At 65.3% G+C, this 21,818-nt stretch carries 20 protein-coding genes; 10 read left to right on the top strand and 10 right to left on the bottom strand.

Features of this window, described 5'->3' with window-relative positions; all coding sequences use genetic code 11:
• Window positions 1-814 (top strand): SLC13 family permease (locus tag AC1DVM_RS02470; protein ID WP_477251735.1); only part of this gene is annotated, 814 nt, incomplete at its 5' end.
• 52 nt (window positions 815-866) lie between these two features.
• On the top strand, window positions 867-1,067 hold the full coding sequence (locus tag AC1DVM_RS02465; RefSeq protein ID WP_477251733.1) for a hypothetical protein: 201 nt from the start codon (window positions 867-869) through the stop codon (window positions 1,065-1,067).
• A gap of 54 nt (window positions 1,068-1,121) precedes the next feature.
• On the opposite strand, the gene AC1DVM_RS02460 is transcribed toward AC1DVM_RS02465, so the two are convergent.
• The 6 genes from AC1DVM_RS02460 to AC1DVM_RS02435 all read right to left on the bottom strand — a co-directional run bounded on the left by AC1DVM_RS02460 (window position 1,122) and on the right by AC1DVM_RS02435 (window position 7,959).
• A complete protein-coding gene (locus AC1DVM_RS02460) occupies window positions 1,122-1,394 on the bottom strand; it encodes a hypothetical protein (RefSeq protein ID WP_477251731.1) in 273 nt (90 codons plus the stop codon).
• A 195-nt stretch (window positions 1,395-1,589) separates the two neighbouring features.
• Window positions 1,590-2,759 (bottom strand): M20 aminoacylase family protein, encoded by a 1,170-nt coding sequence (locus AC1DVM_RS02455; RefSeq protein ID WP_477251729.1) that lies wholly within the window; start codon window positions 2,757-2,759, stop codon window positions 1,590-1,592.
• A gap of 89 nt (window positions 2,760-2,848) precedes the next feature.
• Window positions 2,849-4,054 carry a peptide ABC transporter permease gene (locus tag AC1DVM_RS02450; protein WP_477251727.1) on the bottom strand — a complete coding sequence of 402 codons (1,206 nt, stop codon included), beginning with the start codon at window positions 4,052-4,054 and terminating at the stop codon, window positions 2,849-2,851.
• A 118-nt stretch (window positions 4,055-4,172) separates the two neighbouring features.
• Window positions 4,173-5,060 (bottom strand): 3-hydroxyisobutyrate dehydrogenase, encoded by an 888-nt coding sequence (gene mmsB, locus AC1DVM_RS02445; protein ID WP_477251726.1) that lies wholly within the window; start codon window positions 5,058-5,060, stop codon window positions 4,173-4,175.
• A 168-nt stretch (window positions 5,061-5,228) separates the two neighbouring features.
• Complete coding sequence (locus tag AC1DVM_RS02440; protein WP_477251725.1) at window positions 5,229-6,377, bottom strand: isobutyryl-CoA dehydrogenase; 1,149 nt, start codon at window positions 6,375-6,377, stop codon at window positions 5,229-5,231.
• 85 nt (window positions 6,378-6,462) lie between these two features.
• Entirely contained in the window at window positions 6,463-7,959 is a 1,497-nt protein-coding gene (locus AC1DVM_RS02435; protein ID WP_477251724.1) for a CoA-acylating methylmalonate-semialdehyde dehydrogenase, read from the bottom strand.
• Window positions 7,960-8,088: 129 nt separating this feature from the next.
• Here AC1DVM_RS02435 and AC1DVM_RS02430 point away from each other — a divergent pair, with 129 nt between their 5' ends.
• Together AC1DVM_RS02430 and tal are read left to right on the top strand one after the other, a co-directional pair.
• Entirely contained in the window at window positions 8,089-8,979 is an 891-nt protein-coding gene (locus tag AC1DVM_RS02430; protein WP_477251722.1) for a LysR family transcriptional regulator, read from the top strand.
• Window positions 8,980-9,067: 88 nt separating this feature from the next.
• A complete protein-coding gene (gene tal, locus AC1DVM_RS02425; RefSeq protein WP_477251720.1) occupies window positions 9,068-10,039 on the top strand; it encodes a transaldolase in 972 nt (323 codons plus the stop codon).
• A 250-nt stretch (window positions 10,040-10,289) separates the two neighbouring features.
• On the opposite strand, the gene AC1DVM_RS02420 is transcribed toward tal, so the two are convergent.
• The 3 genes from AC1DVM_RS02420 to AC1DVM_RS02410 form a co-directional block, all read right to left on the bottom strand.
• On the bottom strand, window positions 10,290-11,969 hold the full coding sequence (locus tag AC1DVM_RS02420) for a thiamine pyrophosphate-binding protein (protein ID WP_477251718.1): 1,680 nt from the start codon (window positions 11,967-11,969) through the stop codon (window positions 10,290-10,292).
• A 179-nt stretch (window positions 11,970-12,148) separates the two neighbouring features.
• On the bottom strand, window positions 12,149-13,711 hold the full coding sequence (gene amaB / locus AC1DVM_RS02415; protein ID WP_477251716.1) for an L-piperidine-6-carboxylate dehydrogenase: 1,563 nt from the start codon (window positions 13,709-13,711) through the stop codon (window positions 12,149-12,151).
• 115 nt (window positions 13,712-13,826) lie between these two features.
• A complete protein-coding gene (locus AC1DVM_RS02410) occupies window positions 13,827-14,954 on the bottom strand; it encodes a saccharopine dehydrogenase family protein (RefSeq protein ID WP_477251715.1) in 1,128 nt (375 codons plus the stop codon).
• Between the two features lie 115 nt (window positions 14,955-15,069).
• Here AC1DVM_RS02410 and AC1DVM_RS02405 point away from each other — a divergent pair, with 115 nt between their 5' ends.
• The 6 genes from AC1DVM_RS02405 to AC1DVM_RS02380 all read left to right on the top strand — a co-directional run bounded on the left by AC1DVM_RS02405 (window position 15,070) and on the right by AC1DVM_RS02380 (window position 21,241).
• Window positions 15,070-15,498, top strand: a complete 429-nt coding sequence (locus AC1DVM_RS02405; protein ID WP_477251713.1) for an Lrp/AsnC family transcriptional regulator — start codon at window positions 15,070-15,072, stop codon at window positions 15,496-15,498.
• The gene (locus AC1DVM_RS02400) at window positions 15,495-16,700 is read left to right on the top strand and encodes an NAD(P)/FAD-dependent oxidoreductase (RefSeq protein ID WP_477251712.1); all 1,206 of its coding nucleotides are present in this window, start codon (window positions 15,495-15,497) and stop codon (window positions 16,698-16,700) included. Before AC1DVM_RS02405 ends, AC1DVM_RS02400 begins: the two co-directional genes overlap by 4 nt.
• A 193-nt stretch (window positions 16,701-16,893) precedes the next feature.
• Entirely contained in the window at window positions 16,894-18,204 is a 1,311-nt protein-coding gene (ugpB, locus tag AC1DVM_RS02395) for a sn-glycerol-3-phosphate ABC transporter substrate-binding protein UgpB (RefSeq protein ID WP_477251740.1), read from the top strand.
• A gap of 124 nt (window positions 18,205-18,328) precedes the next feature.
• Window positions 18,329-19,210, top strand: coding sequence for a sn-glycerol-3-phosphate ABC transporter permease UgpA (gene ugpA, locus AC1DVM_RS02390; protein ID WP_477251710.1), 882 nt, complete (start codon window positions 18,329-18,331; stop codon window positions 19,208-19,210).
• Entirely contained in the window at window positions 19,210-20,055 is an 846-nt protein-coding gene (gene ugpE / locus AC1DVM_RS02385; RefSeq protein WP_477251708.1) for a sn-glycerol-3-phosphate ABC transporter permease UgpE, read from the top strand. Before ugpA ends, ugpE begins: the two co-directional genes overlap by 1 nt.
• A gap of 109 nt (window positions 20,056-20,164) precedes the next feature.
• Window positions 20,165-21,241 carry a sn-glycerol-3-phosphate import ATP-binding protein UgpC gene (locus tag AC1DVM_RS02380; RefSeq protein WP_477251706.1) on the top strand — a complete coding sequence of 359 codons (1,077 nt, stop codon included), beginning with the start codon at window positions 20,165-20,167 and terminating at the stop codon, window positions 21,239-21,241.
• A 25-nt stretch (window positions 21,242-21,266) separates the two neighbouring features.
• Here AC1DVM_RS02380 and AC1DVM_RS02375 read toward each other — a convergent pair whose 3' ends face one another.
• Window positions 21,267-21,794: a cupin domain-containing protein gene (locus AC1DVM_RS02375; protein WP_477251705.1), complete on the bottom strand. Its 528-nt coding sequence runs from the start codon at window positions 21,792-21,794 to the stop codon at window positions 21,267-21,269.
• Between the last annotated feature and the right edge of the window lie 24 nt (window positions 21,795-21,818).

The raw sequence follows: 21,818 nt of genomic DNA, 5'->3' as shown, positions 1-21,818 counted from the left end.
GAGCGGGGCATCCGCCGAGCGTTTTGCCCTGTACGAGCGCTATCAGGTCAACCTCATCGCCATCAGCCGCAGCGGCAAACGCTTCACCGAGCGGCTGCGGGACATCACGCTCGGAACCGGCGACGTCATCGTGCTGCAGGGCAATCTCACGCGCCTTCCCGACACCCTGAAGGATCTCGGTTGTCTCCCGCTGGCACACCGGGCGATCCGGTTGGGCAATGCCCGGCGCAGCCTCCTCCCCATCGCGGTGCTCGCCGTCGCGATGGCGCTGGTCGCGTTCAACGTGCTGCCGGTGGCCATCGCGTTCTTCGGCGCGGGCGTGCTCCTGATTTTGTTCGGCTCGCTGACGTTGCGCGAAGCCTACGCGACGATCGAATGGCCCATTCTGGTCATGCTCGGCGCGTTGATCCCGGTTTCGGAAGCGATCCGCACGACCGGCGGAACGGATCTCATCGCAGGTTGGCTTTCCGCCGCCGCCAATATGCTGCCGCCCGGCGGCGCGCTGGTGCTGATCATGGTGGCGGCCATGGCGGTGACGCCCTTTCTCAACAACGCCGCCACGGTGCTGGTCATGGCGCCCATCGCCGGAAGCTTCGCGACCCAGCTGGGCTTCAAACCGGACGCCTTCCTGATGGCGGTCGCCATCGGGGCTGCCTGCGATTTCCTCACGCCCATCGGGCATCAATGCAACACGCTGGTGATGGGACCTGGGGGGTATCGCTTTGGCGATTACTGGCGCCTCGGCCTGCCGCTTTCGATCATCGTGGTGGTCGTCGGCGCGCCCCTCATCATGCTGTTCTGGCCGCTGAGGTGAGGAACGGAGAGCGGGCGGTGCCGTTGAGAGCGGATAAGCAAGGAGAATCCGTATGACACGAGGCCCTGGCCCGTACGATCCCCAGCCCACTCCGCCGAGCCCTGCTCCCGATCCGGTTCTTCCCGGCCACAACCCTACCGAGGTCCCGGTCGAGCAGCCCTCGGAAATCCCCGCCACCGACCCCGACCGGGCGCCAGAGGGACCGCAGACCGATCCCAATCCGAGCCCTTCGCATCCGGGACCGCGGGCCTGAGCGCCCGAATCTCCCCCGAGAGAGCCCGGCTCGATGCCGGGCTCTTTCATGAGGTCAGTGGAAGATGGAGGTCAGCAGCAGCCCAAGCCCCGTCATCGACGAGCCCACCGCGACAATCATCGACCAGCAATGCAAACGGTCGCGCTCCTCCTGGTTGAGGAGGGGCCGCGTGCGGGCGTCCGAGCGTCCGAGAATGAAGGTCTGGTGCCGCGAAAGCTCTGCCGGCGGCGGCATGATCCCGAACCCCGCCCGCGGGGCGAGACGGGGCCGCTCGTAGCGCGAGGGGGCCGGCGTGAAGATCGGGTCGGGAGAAGTCTGCGGGCCCATATGCGTCATCGGTTGGAGAGATGCGTGATGGGGGCAGGTTCGGCCTCAACCGATGAACGGCCGGTAAAGCTCCGTCGCCGATCAAGTTCTTGGTAAACAATGCCTTTAGGGCCGGCGCGGGATGGCGCCGGCGCCGCTTTCCAGCGCCGAGCGCCAACGGCAGAGCCGAACCAACGGCCCTGCGCGATACGTTCTTCAGCGCGCGGGCATTCCCGACTCGATGATCTTCGCCCACAGCGACACGCCGTAGGGCGCCGCGGTGTCGTCGAAATTGTATTTCGGATGGTGCAAGCCCGCCGTATCGCCGTTGCCGACGAAGATGTAGGCGCCGGGTCGCTCGTTGAGCATGAACGAGAAATCCTCCGACCCCATCATCGGCTGCACGGCGGTGTCGACGCCGCTTTCTCCGGCGATTTCCTTCGCAACGCCGGCGACGAACGATGTCTTCTCGGCATCGTTCACCGTCACCGGATAACCGCGCCAATATTCGATGGTGGCGGTCGCGCCGAAGGCGGCGCAGACGTGGTCGAGAATGGCGCGGACGCGGCTCTCCGCCAGATCCTGCACGGCGGGCGAGAGGGTGCGCACGGTGCCGAGGATTTCGGCCGTCTGCGGGATCACGTTGAAGGTTTCGCCGGCCTTGATCATGCAGACGGAGACGACGGCCGATTCGAGCGGATCGACATTCCGCGATGCGATGGATTGCAGGGCCGTGATGACGTGGCTTGCCACGAGGATCGTGTCGATGCCGTCATGGGGACGGGCCGCATGGGCGCCCTTGCCCTCGATGGTGATGCTGAACCGATCCGCCGCCGCCATGATCGAACCGGGGCGGATGGCGAATTGGCCGACGGGAAGGCCCGGCATGTTGTGCATGCCATAGACCTCCTGCACGCCGAAGCGCTCCATCAATCCGTCCTTGACCATCGCGTCGCCGCCCGCGCCGCCTTCTTCGGCGGGCTGGAAGATCATCACGGCGGTGCCGTCGAAATTGCGCGTCTCGCTCAGATACTTGGCGGCCCCGAGCAGCATGGCGGTGTGGCCGTCATGGCCGCAGGCATGCATCTTGCCGGCCGCGCGCGACTTATAGGGCAGGTCGGACGCCTCCTGGATGGGAAGCGCGTCCATGTCGGCCCGAAGGCCAATGACTTTGCCCGAGCCCGACTGGCGCCCGCGGATGACGCCGACGACGCCCGTCTGACCGATCCCCGTCACGACCTCGTCGCAACCGAACGCCTTGAGCTTCTCGGCGACGATGCCGGCCGTGCGATGGACATCGTAGAGAAGCTCGGGGTTCTCATGAAAATCGCGACGCCAGGTGGCGATTTCATCGGACAGGTCGGCGACGCGGTTGATGATCGGCATGGAAGATCCCTGGAAAGTGACGTAAGGAAACACCCAAGCAGAGGAAGGCGCGGCCGGTCAATCGCAATCGCCCCGCGTCCGATGCCGCATCAATGGACCGGGCGGAGGATCGCCTTCGGGCGCGTGGTGCGGAACTGACCGCGTTCGATCGCGACGAAAATCAGCACCACCACGATCAGCGCCGTAAGCCACCAGATCTGCGCGGTGGCGACCCCGAGACAGCCCAGCGCATAGGCGCTGGCGAAGGCCGCCATGATGCCCGGCCCGAGCACCGGCCGCTCGCCGCGCGAGGCCGTGACGGCGGAATAAAGCAGGGTCGCACCCGCGACAGCTCCGACGAGACCGAGCTCGTACCAGATTTCGAACAGAAACGACCACGGCGCCGCGGGCGGCAACAGGCCGAACAGCCGGCCTCTCAGGGCCGTCTCGAGGCCATGGCCGGTGATCAGGCGCTGCGGCTCGGTCAGGATCACGTTCTTCCAGACCGCGAGGCTCGCCGCCGCGGGGGCCTTGGGGCCGAGGAACGCCGACGCCAGCGGTTCGAGAACGAAGGGCAGGAGGGGCGCGAGAAGCAGCAAGCCCGCCATGATGGCGGCCGTCAGCCGAGACCCCGTGACGGGCATGAAGGCCGTGACCGCGAAGGCCAGCGCGCCGATCAGGAGCGCTTGCAGCGCCAGGGTATCGGTGGCAAAGAGCGCACCCAGGGCCACGATGACGCCCAACAGCAGGGCCTCGAGGTTGCGGCCGCGGGAATGCAGCCACGTGATGGCGGGCCAGAGGAGGAGCACGAGCAGGATCATGCCGCGATCGAGGCTCTGCGTCTCGGCGACGGAGCCCTCCCGGAACAGCGCGACCATGCCCATCAGGGCCGCCATGCCGACGCCCACGGGCAGAATGTAGAGATTGGCCGAACGCATCCGGTCGGGAAGCGCCAGGTAGCCGACCATCGCCATGGCGGCCATGGCGAGAATGTTCAGAAGCCGCTCGGCGGCCTCCGCGACGAAGGGCGTCCAGAGAAGCGACAAGGCCGCCCAGAAAAACAGGATCCCGCCCGCGAGGCCGGCCGAGGAGAGCAGGACGGACAGGAGCTTGTCGAGGGGCCCGCGGGAGCCGCCATCGAGCAGCGCCGCCAGCAGGATCAGCGCCACGGCCACGGGCGCCACGATCACGAGGGCGCGCCGGGCGAAGAGGGCCGTCACCGGAACGGCGAAGAACAGAAGCGCGAAACCGACGCGGCGCAGCATGGCGGCCGCATCGGCGGAGGGGTTGGCCGTGGGGGCCTTGGAACGGACCATCGGTAACTCGCGCGCTCGCCAGTGAGCAATTCGGGAGCGCGGAGACTAGTAGAGGCCGGAAGCGAAAGCTGTAGGTGCAATGCAACACATGGCCGGCCATTTCGCCGGCAAGGTCGCGTCAGCCCCCCGAGCGTTCCCGGAGGAAATTGATGATCCCTGAGAAATCCACGCCTTCGTGGCCTGATTCATTGAAAAGCCCATAGAGCTTCTCGGCCTCGGCTCCCATGGGCGTCTCGGCGCCCGATGCGCGCGCGGCCTCCTGCGACAGGCGCAGGTCCTTCAACATCAGGGCCGCCGCGAAGCCGGGCTTGTAGGCGTTATTGGCCGGCGAGGTCGGCACCGGGCCCGGCACCGGGCAATATGTGGTGAGCGACCAGCACTGCCCGGACGAGGTCGAAGCGACATCGTAGAGCGCCTGATGCGACAGCCCGAGCTTCTCGGCCAGCACGAAGGCTTCCGCGACGCCGATCATCGACACGCCGAGAATCATGTTGTTGCAGATCTTCGCGGCCTGTCCGGCTCCGCCCTCCCCGCAATGGACCACCCGTTTGCCCATCTGCGCAAGGATCGGCTCGGCCCGGCCGAAAGCCTCCTTGGCCCCGCCCGCCATGAAGGTGAGGGTTCCGCCCTTCGCCCCGCCGACGCCGCCCGACACGGGGGCGTCCAGCGACTGGAGCCCCTTCTCCCGCGCCATCGCATGAGCCTTGCGGGCACTCTCCACATCGACGGTCGAGCAATCGATGACGAGCGCTCCCGCTTTGACGCCCGGCAGGATGTCGGACCAGACCGCGATCACATGCTTGCCCGCCGGCAGCATGGTGACGACCACATCGGCATCCGCGACCGAGTCCTTCGCCGAAGCAGCGATCGCCACCCCGTCGGCCCTGGCCTGCGCGCACGAGGCCTCGGAGAGATCGAAGCCCACGACCGCGTGCCCGGCCTTCGCGAGATTGGCCGCCATTGGGCCGCCCATGTTGCCGAGGCCGATGAATGCGATGGTGCTCATTGGTGTGCTCCGTTGTGGCGAGTGGTATGGGGCGAGTGGCGAATGGCGAATGGCGAATGGTAAACTGAGGGAAGCCAGGCTTTCAAACTGATCGGCCCGACCATCTATGCCTATTCCCTAGTCACCCCTCGCCCGGTCCCCCATTCGCCACTCGCCATTCGCCAAAACCTAATTTCCCCGCCCCACCAGATCCCGCGCCACGATCAGGCGCATCACCTCGTTGGTGCCTTCGAGAATCTGGTGGACGCGCAGGTCGCGGACGATTTTTTCGATGCCGTAATCCGCCAGGTAGCCGTAGCCGCCGTGGATCTGCAGCGCGTCGTTGGCGACGTTGAATCCGGTGTCGGTCGCGAGCCGCTTTGCCATCGCGCAGAGCTTGGGCGCATCGAGCGCTTTCGCGTCCAGCGCCGATGCGGCGCGCCACAGGAAGGTGCGCGCCGCTTCGAGGTCGGTCGCCATGTCGGCGAGCTTGAATTGCAGCGCCTGGAAATCCGCGATGCGTTTGCCGAAGGCCTTGCGGTCATTCGCGTAAGCCAGAGCCTTGTCGAGCGCGGATTGCGCGCCGCCGAGCGAGCACGCGCCGATGTTGATCCGACCGCCGTCGAGGCCCGACATGGCGATCTTGAACCCCACACCCTCGTCCGACAGAAGGTTCGTGACGGGCACGCGCACGTCCTCGAAGATCACCGCGCGGGTGGGTTGCGCGTTCCAGCCCATCTTCTTCTCAAGCGCGCCGAAGGACAGGCCGGGCGCATCCTTTTCGATCACCAGCGTGGAGATTCCGGAAGGCCCGGCTTCTCCCGTGCGCACCATCGTGACGTAGAGGTCGGACACGCCCGCGCCGGAGATGAACTGCTTGACGCCGTTGACCACGTAATGATCGCCGTCGCGAACCGCGCGGGTCTTCAGCGCAGCCGCATCCGAACCCGAGCCCGGTTCGGTCAGGCAATAGCTGCCGATGAAATCCATGGTGGCGAGCTTCGGGATGAAACGCCGGCGCTGCTCGTCGGAGCCGTAGCGGTCGATCATCCACGTGACCATGTTGTGGATCGACAGATAGGCCGAGATCGCCGGACAGCCCGTGGCGAGCGCCTCGAAGATCAGCGCCGCGTCGAGCCGCGTCATGCCAGATCCGCCCACATCGTCACGCGTATAGATCGCCGCCATCCCGAGCGCCGCCGCCTCGCGCATCACATCGACGGGAAAATGCTTGGTCTCATCCCATTCGAGCGCATGCGGCGCGAGGTTCTCCGCCGCGAAAGACAGCGCCATGTCGCGGATCGCGATCTGGTCGTCGGTCAGGGAGAACTGGTTCATGGCGATTTCTCATGCTCCCAGAGACGCGGGGCGGTCCAGACGACCTAGAGCGAAAACGGCCGGGTCCAAGCCCGGCCGTCCTGTCTCACTTCATCGTGGGAATCGAGAATTCCGCGCCTTCCTTCGTGCCCGAGGGCCAGCGCGACGTCACCGTCTTGGTCTTGGTGTAGAAGCGGATGGCATCCGGGCCGTGCTGGTTGAGATCGCCGAACCCTGAGCGCTTCCAGCCGCCGAAGGTGTAATAGGCGAGCGGCACGGGGATCGGCACGTTGATGCCGACCATGCCCACATTCACGCGGGACGCGAAATCGCGCGCTGCATCGCCGTCGCGGGTGTAGATCGCGACGCCGTTGCCGTATTCGTGCTCGCTCGGAAGCCTCAAGGCATCCTCGTAATCCTTGGCGCGCACCACCGACAGGACGGGGCCGAAGATTTCTTCCTTGTAGATGCGCATGTCCGGCGTCACGTCGTCGAACAGGCAGCCGCCCATATAGAAGCCGTTCTCGTAGCCCTGCATCTTGAAGTTCCGGCCGTCGACCACGAGTTTCGCGCCTTCCTTGACGCCGAGATCCACGTAGGACCGGACCTTTTCCATGTGGGCCTTGGTGACCATCGGGCCGAAATCCGCCGACGGGTCGGTGGAGGGGCCGACCTTGAGGCTCTCCACGCGCGGAACCAACCGGTCCATGAGCGCGTCCGCCGTGGCCTTGCCCACCGGCACCGCCACGGAGATCGCCATGCAGCGCTCGCCCGCCGAGCCGTAGCCCGCGCCGATGAGCGCGTCCGCCGCCTGATCGAGATCGGCATCCGGCATGATGATCATGTGGTTCTTGGCGCCGCCGAAGCATTGCGCGCGCTTTCCCTGCGCGGTGGCGCGCGAATAGACGTATTCGGCGATCGCCGAGGAGCCGACGAAGCCGACCGCCTTGATGTCCGGATCGTCGAGGATGCCGTCGACCGATTCCTTGTCGCCGTTGACCACGTTGAGGATGCCGGCAGGCAGGCCCGCTTCCATCATCAGTTCGGCGAGGCGCATGGGTACGCCGGGCGCCCGCTCGGAAGGCTTCAGGATAAAGGCGTTGCCGCAGGCGATCGCCGGCGCGAGCTTCCAGAGCGGGATCATGGCCGGGAAGTTGAACGGCGTGATGCCGGCCACCACGCCGAGCGCCTGACGGATCGAATACATGTCGATGCCGGGGCCCGCGCCTTCGGAGAAATCGCCCTTCATGAGGTGCGGGATGCCGGTGCAGAATTCCACCACCTCGACGCCGCGCTGGATGTCACCCTTGGCGTCCGGGATGGTTTTGCCATGCTCGCGGGCGAGCAACTCGGCCAGCGAATCGTTCTCTTTGGCGATGAGATCGAGGAACCGCATCATCACGCGGGCGCGCCGCTGCGGATTGGTGAAGGCCCAGGCGGGCTGCGCCGCCTTGGCGTTCTCGACGGCGTTGCGAAGTTCGTCCTTCGAAGCCAAGGCCACCTTGCCGATGACCTCCCCGGTCATGGGCTGGAAGATCTCGGCCGTCCGGCCGGAGGCGCCTGGGACGTGCTTGCCGCCGATGAAATGTCCAACCTCGCGCATGGCGTTTCCTTACCTGTTGGGGTTTTGAGATTTCCCTGACGCTATCATTGTCAAAATCGCAGCACTATGGGTGATTTGAGCGGAACCTTGTGCGAAAACACCAATATGACATGAAGGATCAAACCGGCTGTGGGCGCTTTCGACTGGAACGATCTCCGCTTCTTTCTCTCGGTCGCGCGGGCGGGGCGGCTCACCGTGGCGGCGCGCCAGCTCGAAGCCGACCACACGACGGTCTCGCGCCGGATCTCGGCTCTCGAACATGCGCTCAAAACCAAGCTGTTCGAGCGCCGCCCCCAGGGCTACGCGCTGACGGAGGCGGGCGAGCGGCTGCTGTCGAAGGCCGAGACCATGGAAAGCCAGGCGCTCGCGGTGTCCAGCGAGATCGGCGGCGCGGACCTTGCCCTCTCGGGCACCGTGCGGGTCGGCGCGCCGGACGGCTTCGGCACCTATTTCCTCGCGCCGGAGCTGGGAACGCTCGCGGAGCGCCATCCCGGCCTGACCCTCCAGCTCGTCGCCCTGCCGCGGACGTTCTCGCTGACGAAGCGGGAAGCCGACATCGCCATCACTCTGGAGCAGCCCACCGAAGGCCGTCTGGTGTCGCGCAAGCTCACGGATTATCGGCTGCGGCTTTATGCGTCGGAAAGCTACCTCGCCCGTCACGGGCCCATCGGCGAGCCGTCGGACCTCGCCGGCAAGACGCTGGTGACCTACGTGCCGGACCTGCTCTACAGCCCGGTCCTCGACTATTTCTCCAGCTTCGAGAAATACACGTCGCGGCGCTACGAATGCGCCAGCGTCGTGGCACAGGTGGAGGCCGTGCGGGCGGGCGCGGGCCTAGGCGTCCTGCACGATTACGCGCTCCGGTCGTTCCCGGAGCTGCGGGTGGTTCTCCCCGAAATCTCGTTCATGCGCACCTATTGGCTCGTCACCCACAGCGACGACCGGTCTCTGCGTCGGGTCGAGGAGGTCCATTCCTTCATCCTGAACCGCGTGAAGGCCCATCGCGGGCTGTTTTTCTAGGCGCCCCCCGCCTCTCTGCGGCGCTTCGGCCTTCACGACGGCGTCTCTTGGGTCTAAGGCTTGCCGCATCAGACATACGGAGCTTTCGATGCCCTCCAAACTCGATCAGTTGCGCGCCATGACGGTGGTGGTCGCCGATACGGGCGATCTCGACGCGGTGCGCCGCCTGAAACCGCAGGATTGCACCACGAACCCGACCCTGCTGCTGAAAGCCGTCGAGAATCCCGCCTATGCGCCGATCGTCGACGAGGCGCTGAGCTGGGGTCGCGGCCAGAGCGGTTCGCGAGAGGCTGTCGCCTCGGCCATCTGCGACCGCCTCGCGGTGGCGTTCGGGGCCGAACTCGCAGGCATCGTCCCCGGCCGCGTCTCGACCGAAGTGGACGCCGACCTGTCATTCGACACTGAAGCGACGCTCGCCAAGGCCCGCGCCCTCATCCGCGCCTACGAGGAACGCGGCATCGGCCGCGACCGCGTCCTCATCAAGATCGCGTCGACCTGGGAGGGCATCCGCGCCGCGGAGATCCTCCAGAAGGAAGGCATCGATTGCAATCTCACGCTGCTGTTCTGTGAGACCCAGGCGCAGGCCTGCGCGGAAGCCGGCGTGTTTCTGATCTCGCCCTTCGTGGGGCGCATTCTCGACTGGCATGTGAAGGCGGGCGGCGGTCCCTATACGGGCGAGACCGATCCGGGCGTCGTGTCGGTCCGCAACATCTACGCATCCTACAAGGCGCAGGGCGTCAAGACGGTGGTGATGGGCGCGTCCTTCCGCAACATGGGCGAGATCGAGGCGCTCGCCGGCTGCGACCGCCTGACCATTTCGCCGGCGTTGCTGGACGAACTGGCGAAGGCCGAGGGCGATCTTCCGCGCAAGCTGTCCGGCGACAACATCACCCGGATGCCGGCCCCGCGCGTTCTCGACGAAAAGGCGTTCCGCTTCGCGCTCAACGAGGACGCGATGGCGACCGAGAAACTCTCCGAGGGCATCCGCGCCTTCGTGAAGGATTTGCGCTCGCTGCGGGCATTGGTGGCGCAGCGACTGAACGAAGCGAAGGCGGCATAACGCCTTGCCGTCATGGCCGAGTCGAGCTCGCGCATGCCGGTGTGATGGATGATTGTCGCGGTTGATACCGGTCATTCCGGGGCCGCGAAAGCGGAACCCGGAACCCATAAACGCCGAGCGATCAAGGTGGGCTGACCGGTTACTCGTCTGGCATAGCAAAGCGCGTCTGGGTTCCGGGCTCGCGCAAAAGCGCGCCCCGGAATGACCGGGAGGGTCCAACCGCGACCCCTGACGGGTAGCGCTTACCCGATCACCTACTTCCCGCCAGCGCCTTCTCGCGAATCTGCGTCAGCGACATCGACGGCGTGATCGCCTCGGGATCGAGCATGCAATGGAGGATTGCGGGCTTGCCCGACGCCAGAGCGCGTTCCAGCGCGGGCGCGAATTCTTCCGTCCGCTCGACTCGCTCGCCATGGCCGCCGAACGCCTTGGCGTAGGCGGCGAAATCCGGGTTCTTCAGCAGCGTCGCCGAGACGCGGCCGGGATAATCGCGCTCCTGATGCATGCGGATGGTGCCGTACATGCCGTTATCGAGGAGGATCACGAGGATCGGCAGGTCGTATTGCACCGCGGTGGCGAATTCCTGCCCGTTCATGAGGAAATCGCCGTCGCCCGCGAACACCACAACGGGGCTTTCCGGCTGAACCCGCTTCGCGCCCACCGCCGCCGGAACGCCGTAGCCCATCGAGCCGGAGGTCGGCGCGAGCTGTGTACCGTATCCGGTGAACGGCCAGAAGCGATGCACCCAGGTGGCGAAATTGCCGGCGCCGTTGCAGAAGATGGTCTCGGCCGGCAGGACCTTGCGCAGATGCGTCATGACCTCGCCCATCTGCAGCGCGCCGGGATGGCGGATCGCCGACGGGTCGCTCCACGCGAGATAATCCGCATGGGCGGTCTTCGTGCCGTCGCTCCAGCCGGGCGTCCGGGATGGTTTGAGCGCCGCGAGGGCGGCCGCGAACGGCGCCGGTGACGCGTTGATGGCGAGGTGCGGGCTGTAGACGCGGCCGAGCTCGCCCGCATCCGCATGAACGTGAACGAGCTTCTGGGCCGAGGCCGGGATGCCCAGCAGCTTGTAGGATTGGCTGGCGATTTCCGACATGCGGGTGCCGACAGCCAGCACCAGATCCGAAGCCTTGATGCGCGCCAGAAGCTTCGGATTGACGCCGAGGCCGAGATCGCCCGCGTAAGACGGATGATCGGCCGAAAACAGCATCTGACGCCGGAACGTGCAGGCGACCGGAAGCTGGAAGGCTTGGGCGAAGCGCGCGAAATCCGCAACCGATTCCGGGGACCAGCGGCTGCCGCCGAGGAGGACGATCGGGTTTTTGGCGCTCTCGAGAAGCGTCTGCAATTCGCCGATCTGCTGCGCCGACGGCGCGGTCTCGATGGGCGCGTAGCGCGGCGCGTCGACGACCGCCGCCATGTCGGTGAGAACGTCCTCGGGAAGCGCGATCACCACCGGGCCGGGGCGGCCGGAGGTGGCGACGTGAAAGGCGCGGGAGACGATCTCCGGGAAACGCGCCGGATCGTCGACCTCCGTCGCCCATTTGACGATGGCGCCGAACGCCGCGCGGTAATCGAGTTCCTGAAACGCCTCGCGCTCGCGCATGCCGCGTTCGATCTGGCCGACGAACAGGATCATGGGCGTCGAATCCTGCTTGGCGATGTGCAGGCCGGGGGAGGCGTTGGTGGCCCCGGGACCGCGGGTCACGAAGCAGATCCCCGGACGGCCGGTGAGCTTGCCATGCGCCTCCGCCATCATGGCCGCGCCGCCTTCCTGGCGACAGACAGTCACGGCAATGTCGGCATCATGCAACGCGTCGAGCGCCGCCAGATAGCTCTCGCCGGGAACGCAGAAGATGTGATCGACCTCATGGACGAGAAGTTGATCGACAAGGATCTGGCCGCCGGTGCGGGAGGGCGCTGTCATGGGGGACGCTCGCGGAAGGAGGTGAAGGGTGAAAGAGGTGAAGGGGTGAAGAGTGAAGGGGTGAGGGGTGAAAGGGTGAAGGGGCGAAGTACCAGATGGAGAATGGGAAGAGTGGGTCATCGGTGGGAAGGCAGCTCGCGCAGCCTCACCCCTCACCCTTCACCCTTCACACTCACCTCTCATCCCACGTCGAAGGTCACGCCTTGCGCGAGTGGCAACGTCTTGCCGTAATTGATGGTGTTGGTGGCGCGGCGCATATAGGCCTTCCATGCATCCGAACCGGCCTCGCGACCGCCGCCGGTTTCCTTTTCGCCGCCGAACGCGCCGCCGATCTCGGCGCCCGAGGGGCCGATATTGACGTTGGCGATGCCGCAATCCGAGCCGATGACGGAGATGAAGGCCTCGGCCTCGCGCAGGTCGGTGGTGAAGATCGACGAGGACAGGCCCGCGCCGACCGCGTTATGCGCATCGAGCACCGTGTCGAAATCGGAATAGCGCATCACGTACAGGATCGGCGCGAAGGTTTCGCGCAGAACCGGTCCGACCTGGGACGGCATTTCGACGAGAGCGGGCTTCGCATAGAAGCCCTCGGCGCAGGCGCCCTCGGTGTAGCGGCCGCCGCCATGGACCTTGCCGCCGCCGGCGCGCGCCTCGTCGAGCGCCCGTTCCATGCCGTCGAAAGCCGACTTGTCGATCAGCGGCCCGACGAGGGTGCCCTCCGCGCGGGGATCGCCGATCTTGACGCTGCCATAGACCTTCACGAGACGCGGCACGAGCTTGTCGTAGACGCTGTCATGCACGAAGAGGCGGCGCAGGGTGGTGCAGCGCTGGCCGGCCGTTCCCATGGCGGCGAAGGCGATGCCGCGCAGGGCGAGATCGAGATCGGCCGAGGGCGCGACGACGGCGGCGTTGTTGCCGCCGAGTTCGAGGATCGCACGGGCAAAGCGGGAGGCGAGCTTCGGCCCGACCTGACGTCCCATGGCGGTGGAGCCGGTGGCGGACAGGATCGGCACGCGCTCGTCCTCGACCAGCACCTCGCCGACCTCGCGGCCGCCGAGCAGGACTTCGGAGAGGCCCTCGGGCACGCCGCCGAATTTTTTCGCCGCGCGTTCGACGATGGCCTGGACGCCCAAAGCCGTCAGCAAAGTCTTCTCCGACGGCTTCCACACCACGCTGTCGCCGCACACGAAGGCGAGGGCCGCGTTCCACGACCACACCGCGACGGGGAAGTTGAACGCCGAGATGACGCCGCAGACGCCCAGCGGATGCYAGGTTTCCATCATGCGGTGATCGGCGCGCTCGGTGGCGATGGTGAGCCCGTAGAGCTGGCGCGACAGGCCAACGGCGAAATCGCAGATGTCGATCATCTCCTGCACTTCGCCGAGGCCCTCCGACGTGACCTTGCCGGCCTCCAGCGTCACGAGGCGGCCGAGATCGTCCTTCGAGGCGCGCAGTTCCTCGCCGATCAGGCGCACGAATTCGCCGCGGCGGGGAGCCGGGACCTTGCGCCAGGCCTTGAAGGCCTCATGCGCGCGGCCGATGGCGGCTTTCGCCTCCTCGGGGCTCGTTTCCTTGACGTGGGTGATGACAGAGCCCGAGATGGGCGACGTGGCGGCGCGGCCGGAGGTGGCGAAAGCGCTGTCCGGAACGCCGAGACGCTTCAGGACGGCGCGGGCTTCGTCGGCCGCGGGGGCTGGCGCCGAAGCGACGGATTTGAGGGCGGCTTGGTCACGCGCGGACATGGAAAACTCCCGGTCGGTTTCTGGCGCCTCTGGCCCCCTTCCGAGAGCCACGCCCTTCAATGTGATTGAACAGCAAAACGGCGGCACGATGATGTGCCGCCGTCTTTAGATGAAATCAGGCGACCGCGTCGAGACGCTTCTTTCCCGCATGGTCGACATCTTCGAGCATTTCGCCCGCATAGACCCGGCCGAACCGGTTGGCGAGGAAGGTCTCGAGATTGACCTCCTCCTGCCGGACGAAGCCGGTCGCGGGAAGCGAGCCTGCGACCAGCAGGTCGAGCATGGCGCAGATGCCGGCCGCGGTGGTGACCTGGATGGCGGTGCGGAGCGTGCCCGCGACCTTCTGGCCGTAGATCTTGCGGGCGTAGGTTTCCTGCACGTGGCGGCCTTCGCGCTCGCCGGTGACGGTCACGAACACGATGACCATGTCCTGCATGGTGGCGGGCACGGCGTGCTCCAGGATGTCCTTCAGCACCTCGCGGCGGTGGCTGAGCTGCAGGTCGTTCAGGAGGACGCGCATGAGCGCGCAATGGCCCGGGTAGCGAATCGTCTTGTAGTTGAGGCTGCGCACCTTGCCATCGAGAGTTTCGCAAAGGGTGCCTAGACCGCCGGAGGTGTTGAACGCCTCGTAGCGGGTGCCGTCGAGGGAGAATTCCTCGAGCTCTTCCATGGCGGGCACTTCGCGCAGCTTGCCTTCGACCACCGCCTCGCAGCGTTCGATATATTCGTTGATGACGCCGTCGGTGCTCCAGGTCAGGTTATACGAGAGGGCGTTCGAGGGATATTGCGGCAGCGCGCCGACCCGCAGGCGAACGGTGTCGAGCTTGTCGAATCGGCTCGCGATGTCGTGCGCCGCGATCGAGATGAAGCCGGGGGCGAGGCCGCATTGCGGGACGAGCGCGGTCGTCGACCCCTCGGCCAGTTCCTTGACCATCCGGGTGGTCGCCACGTCCTCGGTGAGGTCGAAATAATTGACGCCGGTGAGGCGGGCGGCCTTGGCGACATGGCCGGTGAGGTGGAAGGGCGCGGCGCTCAGCACGGCGTAATGGCCCTTGAGGGCCGCCTGCAACGCCACCGCATCGGCGAAATCGAGCTGGACCGTCTTGATGCCCGGCGTGGCGACGGACTTCAGGGCCGCGGCCGAATTATCCGCCACCGTGACGGCGTAATCGCCGCTGTCGTGAAGCATGTCGGCGATGGTGGAGCCGATCTTGCCGGCGCCGATGACGAGGATTGAATGCATGGTGAGCCTCCCGAATGATGGCACACAAGAGCCCGGGCCCGTGCAGAACGCCATAGACAGGTTGACGGAAAGACGGGTAGGTTTCGGCGTATTGCCGTTCTAATTGGGCGAATCGATGCTTGATGCCACGGATCGCGCCTTGATCGCGCTCTTACGCGAAAACGCCCGCGTCAGCCATGCCCAGGCGGCGCGGCGCCTCCACCTGTCGCGCACGACCGTCCAGGCCCGGGTGGAAAACCTCGAAYGGCGGGGCGTGATCGTCGGCTACACGGTCCGGCTCGCCGAGGAGATCAGCCGCCGGATGGTGCGCGCGCAGGTGACCATCGTTGTGGCGCCGAAAGCCTCGGCCGGTGTCGTGACCGCCATGCAGAAAATGCCCGAATTGCGGGCGCTTCACTCTGTCGCCGGTGTCTTCGATCTGCTGGCGGTGGTAGAGGCTGAGGATGTTCCCTCGCTCGACGCGGCGATCGACCGGATCGGTGCCGTCGAGGGCGTGGAGCGCACGCAATCCTCCATCATCCTCTCAACGAAATTCGAACGATGACCGCCATTCAGACCAAAGCCGCCGATGTCGTGATCGTGGGCGGAGCCGTCATGGGCTCCTCCGTCGCCTATCATCTCCTGGCCGATCCCGATTTTGGCGGACGCGTGGTGGTGATCGAGAAGGACCCCACCTACCAGCTCTCCGCCTCCGCCCTCTCGGCGGCCTCGATCCGCCAGCAATATTCGAGCGCCGTGAACATCCGGATCTCCCTTTATGGAATCCAGTTCCTGCGCGCCATCGGCGACATTCTGGCGGTCGACGGCGAGCGGCCCGAGATCGATCTGAAAGAGGGCGGTTATCTCTATTGCGCGAGCGCGGCGGGCGCACAGATCCTGCGCGAGAACCACGCCCTGCAGACGACGGAGGGCGCCGATATCCTGCTCCTCGACCCGTCAGGCCTGAAGGCCCGCTTTCCCTGGCTGAACACCGAGGACCTCGAGGCCGGCACATGGGGCCGGACCGGCGAGGGATGGTTCGATGGCTGGGGCCTGCTGCAGGCCTTCCGCAGAAAGGCCCGCGCGCTCGGCGCCGAATACGTGAAGGGCGAGGTCGCCGAAATCGAGCGCGAGGGGGACACGATTTCGGCCGTCCGCCTGAAGGACGGCACGCGGATCGCCTGCGGCGCGCTCGTCAATTGCGCGGGCTCCGGCGGGCGCGAGATCGCCGACTTGGCGGGCGTGACGATTCCGGTCGAGGCCAAGCGCCGCTACGTGTTCACCTTCACGTGTCGGGACAAAATCGAGAATTGCCCGCTCCTGATCGACACCTCGGGTGCTTATGTGCGCCCCGAAGGCGAGGGCTTCATCTGCGGCGCTTCTCCGGACGCCGAGGCGGACGCCGACTGGCACGACGGCGACCCGGCGAGCCAGCAGATCGATTTCTCGTTCTTCGAGGAGTTCATCTGGCAGTCGCTCGCGCACCGGGTCCCGGCCTTCGAGGCGATCAAGCCCGGGCGGGCCTGGGCGGGGCCCTACGACATGTCGCTCCTCGACCACAACGCCATCGTGGGGCGGCCGGAGCCGCTCTCCAATTTCTACCTCTGCAACGGCTTCTCGGGACACGGCTTGCAGCAGGCGCCGGCGATCGGGCGGGGTCTTTCGGAATTGATCGTGCACGGCCGCTACCTTGCTCTCGACCTGTCCGATCTCGGCTACGAGCGGGTGCTGGCGAACCGCCCGCTGCTCGAACGCAACGTCATCTGAACAAAGTATCCACAGGACAATCCACAGGGCGCGCATTCCCGGCGCAGGCATTAATCCTGTGGGCGGAAAGGGCTTCCTTTTTGGAGCCGGCTATGGTTGTCATTATTCCGTCATTGAAACGTCATCCGGGCTTCGCGCGAGGGTGATGAACGACAAGAACATCCTCGACGGGATGACAAGGGAGAGACTCGACATGACCAACAAGACCTTCCTCGCCGCCTTGGCCCTCGGCCTCGCGACGAGCACATCGGCCTTTGCCCAGACCGAGATCCAGTGGTGGCACGCGATGACGGGCGCCAACAACGACGTCGTGAACCGCCTCGCCGAGGAGTTCAACGCCTCGCAGAAGGACTACAAGGTCGTCACCAGCTACAAAGGCCAGTACGCCGACAACATGAATGCCGGCATCGCGGCCTTCCGCGCCGGCAACGCGCCGCACATCCTGCAGGTCTTCGAAGTCGGCACCGCCACCATGATGGGCGCCAAGGGCGCCATCAAGCCGGTCGGCGAGATGATGAAGGAAGCCGGCGAGAAATTCGACCCGAAGGCGTACCTGCCGGCCATCACCGGCTATTACTCGACCGCGAAGGGCGAGATGCTTTCCTTCCCGTTCAACTCCTCCTCGATGGTCATGTGGATTAACAAGGACGAGCTGAAGAAGGCGGGCGTCAACGAGATTCCGAAGACCTGGCCGGAAGTGTTCGAAGCCGGCAAGAAGCTGAAGGCCGCCGGCCACAGCACCTGCGGCTTCTCGAACGCCTGGGCCCCCTGGGCCCTCGTCGAGCAGTTCTCGGCCTGGCACAACGTGCCGATGGCCACCAAGGCGAACGGCCTCGACGGCTTCGACACCGAGATGAAGTTCAACTCGCCGCTGCACGTGAAGTTCTTGCAGACGCTGGTCGATCTCCAGAAGGACAAGACCTACGATTACTCGGGCCGCGACAGCCGCTCGGAAGGTCGCTTCACCTCGGGCGAATGCGCGATCTTCCTGACCTCGTCGGGCTTCTACGGCAACGTGAAGGCGAACGCGAAGTTCGATTTCACCTCCGTGCCGATGCCCTATTTCCCGGACGTCAAGGGCGCTCCGCAGAACTCGATCATCGGCGGCGCTTCGCTGTGGGTGATGGGCGGCAAGAAGCCTGACGAATACAAGGGCGTCGCCAAGTTCTTCGCGTTCCTGTCCGATACCGACCGCCAGGCGAAGCTGCACCAGGAATCGGGCTACCTCCCGATCACCAAGGCAGCCTACGACAAGACCAAGGCTTCGGGCTTCTACGAGAAGAACCCGGTTCTCCAGACGGCGCTGATCGAGCTGACCAACAAGGAGCCGACCGAGAATTCCCGCGGTCTGCGCTTCGGCAACATGGTGCAGATCCGCGACGTGGTGTCCGAGGAAATCGAAGCCGCTCTTGCTGGCCAGAAGCCCGCCAAGGACGCTCTCGACTCGGCCGTCACGCGCAGCAATGCGATCCTGCGCCAGTTCGAGCGCACGGTCACCAAGTAGTCCCCTCACGTCTTGAACGACATGTCATCCCGGGCGGTCCAGGGCCGCCCGGGATGATCTTATAAAGAGCCTGCGGATCGGGACATCGCTCCCGTTGGCCGCCATCATCAGGTGCCCCGACGCGATGGAAAAACGAGCCCTCTTTTCAAACAAGCTGCTGCCCTATTTCCTGATCCTACCGCAGCTCGCCATTACGCTCATCTTCTTCTACTGGCCGGCCTCGCAGGCGGTATGGCAGTCGTTCCTGCTCGAGGATGCATTCGGCCTGTCGTCCGAATTCGTCGGCTTCGAGAATTACCGGACGCTCTTCCAGCAGCCCGAATATTACCGCGCGATGGTCACCACGGCGATATTCTCGAGCGCGGTGGCGGTGCTGTCGCTGTCCTGYGCGCTCTTGCTCGCCAGCCAGGCCGACAAGAACCTGAAAGGCGGACACGCCTTCAAGACATTGCTGATCTGGCCCTACGCGGTCGCACCCGCCATCGCGGGCGTTCTGTGGATCTTCATGTTCCATCCGACCCTCGGCACGCTGGCGCGACCCATCAAGGCGATTGGCGTCGACTGGAACCCGATGCTGAACGCCAACCACGCGATGCTGCTGCTCATCCTGTCGGCCACGTGGAAGCAGATCAGCTACAACTTCCTGTTCTTCCTCGCGGGCCTGCAGGCCATCCCCAAGAGCGTGATCGAGGCGGCGGCCATCGACGGGTCGGGCCCGATCCGGCGCTTCTGGACCATCATCTTCCCGCTGCTCTCGCCCACCACCTTCTTCCTCATCGTCGTCAACATCGTTTACGTGTTCTTCGACACGTTCGGCATCATCGACGCGGTGACGGGCGGTGGACCTGCCGGGCGGACCACGACCCTCGTCTACAAGGTCTATGCGGATGGTCGCCTCGGCGGCGATCTCGGCGGATCGGCGGCGCAATCGGTGATCCTGATGATCATCGTGATCGCGCTCACCGCCGTGCAGTTCAAATTCGTCGAGCGCAAGGTGCAATACTGATGGTCGAGAATAGCCGCTATCGCAACCTCATGGCGTTTCTGGTGCTCGGGATCGGCGTTCTCATCGTCGCCTTCCCGGTCTATCTCGCCATCGTGGCGTCGACCTTCGATGCCGCAACCATCGCCAACGGCAACATGCCGCTCGTACCCGGCGATCAAGCCGGCGAGAATTACTCCCGTGCGCTGTTTACGGGCGGACGCCTCGCGCGCGAGCCGGTCGGCATGATGATGACGAACTCGTTCATCATGGCGATGGGCATCGCGATCGGCAAAATCCTGATCTCGATCCTGTCGGCTTTCGCCGTGGTGTATTTCAGCTTCCCGTTCCGCAAGACCGCCTTCTGGGTGATCTTCATCACCTTGATGCTGCCCGTCGAAGTCCGCATCTATCCCACCTACAAGATCGTCGCCGATATGGGCCTTCTCGACACCTATTCGGGCCTGATCCTGCCGCTCATCGCGTCCGCCACCGGCACGTTGCTGTTCCGGCAGTTCTTCATGACGATCCCGGACGAATTGCTCGAAGCCTCCAAGATCGACGGCGCAGGGCCGTTCCGGTTCTTCAAGGACACGCTGCTGCCCCTGTCGATCACCACCATCGCGGCGCTTTTCGTCATCCAGTTCATCTATGGCTGGAACCAGTATCTCTGGCCGCTCCTGATCACCACGCAGAGCTCGATGCAGACCATCGTGATCGGCATCAAGAAGATGATCACCACGCAGGATGCGCTCACCGAGTGGCAGATCGCCATGACGACCGCGGTCCTCGCCATGGTGCCGCCCGTCATGGTGGTGATCTTCATGCAGAGGCTGTTCGTGAAAGGCCTCGTCGAAACAGAAAAGTGACGCGGCGCCCGCCACGTCTCCCTTCCCCGTCCGGGCAGGGATCAATAACAATTCGTTCCATCTCGCCTCGTGCCTTCGATGCACGAGCTGACGTCAAGGGGATAACACAATGGCAGGCGTGACGCTCGATAAGGTGCGGAAGGTCTATGCGGGCAACGTCGAGGCCGTGAAGGGCGTATCCCTCGGCATCGAGGACGGCTCTTTCTGCGTGCTGGTCGGACCGTCCGGTTGCGGCAAGTCCACGTTGCTGCGGATGATCGCCGGGCTCGAGACAATTTCGGGCGGCGAGGTGAAGATCGCCAATCGCGTCGTGAACGAGATCGAGCCCGCCGACCGCGACATCGCGATGGTGTTCCAGAACTACGCGCTCTACCCGCATATGAGCGTCTACGACAACATGGCGTATGGCCTGAAGAATCGCAAAACGCCCAAGGACGAGATCGAGAAGCGCGTCAACGAGGCGGCGCGCATCCTCGCGATCGAGCCGTTCCTGCAGCGCAAGCCGCGCCAGCTCTCCGGCGGCCAGCGCCAGCGCGTCGCCATGGGCCGCGCCATCGTGCGCAAGCCGCAGGTGTTCCTCTTCGACGAACCCCTGTCGAATCTCGACGCCAAGCTTCGCGTGCAGATGCGCGTCGAGATCAAGCGCCTGCAGCGGGCGCTCGGCGTCACGTCGATCTACGTCACGCACGATCAGGTCGAGGCGATGACGCTCTCCGACAAGCTCGTGGTGATGAGCGGCGGCCAGATCGAGCAGGTCGGAACGCCGTCGGAAGTCTATCGCCGTCCGGAGACCCGCTTCGTCGCCACCTTCATCGGCTCGCCGCCCATGAACATCCTTCCCGGTAAGGTGGAAGGCCCCGGCCTCGTTTCGGTCGGCGGCCAGATGATCAAGGTCACGGACATGCGGGCGGGCCTCACCCCCGGCTCCGCCATCGAGGTGGGGCTGCGCCCCGAGGACGTGCAGGCGGGCACCACCGGCACCAGCACGCTGACGCTCGACGTCGATTTCGTCGAGGAACTCGGCGCCACGCAGCTCTTCCACGGCAAGGTGGGCGGCGCCGAATTCGTCGTCCAGGCCTCGACCGGCCAGCTTGCGGCTGATACGCGGGAGCTGACCCTCTCGATTGATGCCCACAACGTGCACCTCTTCGACCCGCAGACGACGAAGCGGTTGGGCGTCGCTTGAGCCTGCATGCGCTTTGTCGCCTCCCTCAGGGGGCGCCGCGCCTGGCCTTTTCCAGACGAACGATGTCGGTTAGCCCGTCGTGGTCTCCCAAGGGTCGTGACGGCGGGTCTTCCCACCAATCGTCGCGGCCATCCTTCTGCTCCGGGTTGCGCGGATAGAAAACCCGGTTGTCGTCCTTTCGCGTGTCACCGACGACGAGAAGGCGGACTTCCCCGTCGGTGTTGTTGAGAAAGCTGTGGGACTGCCCGGTGCCCGGTGGAAACCCGACCCCGTCGCCCGGCCGAAGGCGATACAGGTGGCCGTCGAGCCACACATCCGGCGTTCCCTCGATCACGTAGACAAATTCCTCCTCGACGCTTTCGGCATGCGGAAACGACGTGCGCCGGCCGGGCGGCAGGCGCTGGTGATTGATGCCCAACCGATGAAGGCCGAAATGCCGGCCGAACCGCGCATCGATCGCCGATAATTCATCGTCGCCGTCGTAGCGATTGTCATCGGCGCCCTCGATCTGCGTCCAATGGACGATGCAAGGCGGCCGGTCCGTCAGCGTCATGGAAACCTCCGTGGGTCAAGTCCG

The organism is Microvirga sp. P4_A5 (assembly GCF_056402495.1).
This window is presented reverse-complemented; position numbering and strand designations above follow the sequence as displayed.

What these genes read in the sequence shown, in the direction of transcription:
- AC1DVM_RS02375 (WP_477251705.1), bottom strand. Translation starts at nt 21,794, where the DNA reads ATGACGCTGACGGACCGGCCGCCTTGCATCGTCCATTGGACGCAGATC.
- AC1DVM_RS02410 (WP_477251715.1), bottom strand. Translation starts at nt 14,954, where the DNA reads ATGCATTCAATCCTCGTCATCGGCGCCGGCAAGATCGGCTCCACCATC.
- AC1DVM_RS02440 (WP_477251725.1), bottom strand. Translation starts at nt 6,377, where the DNA reads ATGAACCAGTTCTCCCTGACCGACGACCAGATCGCGATCCGCGACATG.
- AC1DVM_RS02380 (WP_477251706.1), top strand. Translation starts at nt 20,165, where the DNA reads ATGGCAGGCGTGACGCTCGATAAGGTGCGGAAGGTCTATGCGGGCAAC.
- AC1DVM_RS02465 (WP_477251733.1), top strand. Translation starts at nt 867, where the DNA reads ATGACACGAGGCCCTGGCCCGTACGATCCCCAGCCCACTCCGCCGAGC.
- AC1DVM_RS02400 (WP_477251712.1), top strand. Translation starts at nt 15,495, where the DNA reads ATGACCGCCATTCAGACCAAAGCCGCCGATGTCGTGATCGTGGGCGGA.
- AC1DVM_RS02420 (WP_477251718.1), bottom strand. Translation starts at nt 11,969, where the DNA reads ATGACAGCGCCCTCCCGCACCGGCGGCCAGATCCTTGTCGATCAACTT.
- AC1DVM_RS02455 (WP_477251729.1), bottom strand. Translation starts at nt 2,759, where the DNA reads ATGCCGATCATCAACCGCGTCGCCGACCTGTCCGATGAAATCGCCACC.
- AC1DVM_RS02435 (WP_477251724.1), bottom strand. Translation starts at nt 7,959, where the DNA reads ATGCGCGAGGTTGGACATTTCATCGGCGGCAAGCACGTCCCAGGCGCC.
- tal (WP_477251720.1), top strand. Translation starts at nt 9,068, where the DNA reads ATGCCCTCCAAACTCGATCAGTTGCGCGCCATGACGGTGGTGGTCGCC.
- AC1DVM_RS02450 (WP_477251727.1), bottom strand. Translation starts at nt 4,054, where the DNA reads ATGGTCCGTTCCAAGGCCCCCACGGCCAACCCCTCCGCCGATGCGGCC.
- AC1DVM_RS02460 (WP_477251731.1), bottom strand. Translation starts at nt 1,394, where the DNA reads ATGGGCCCGCAGACTTCTCCCGACCCGATCTTCACGCCGGCCCCCTCG.
- ugpE (WP_477251708.1), top strand. Translation starts at nt 19,210, where the DNA reads ATGGTCGAGAATAGCCGCTATCGCAACCTCATGGCGTTTCTGGTGCTC.
- ugpB (WP_477251740.1), top strand. Translation starts at nt 16,894, where the DNA reads ATGACCAACAAGACCTTCCTCGCCGCCTTGGCCCTCGGCCTCGCGACG.
- mmsB (WP_477251726.1), bottom strand. Translation starts at nt 5,060, where the DNA reads ATGAGCACCATCGCATTCATCGGCCTCGGCAACATGGGCGGCCCAATG.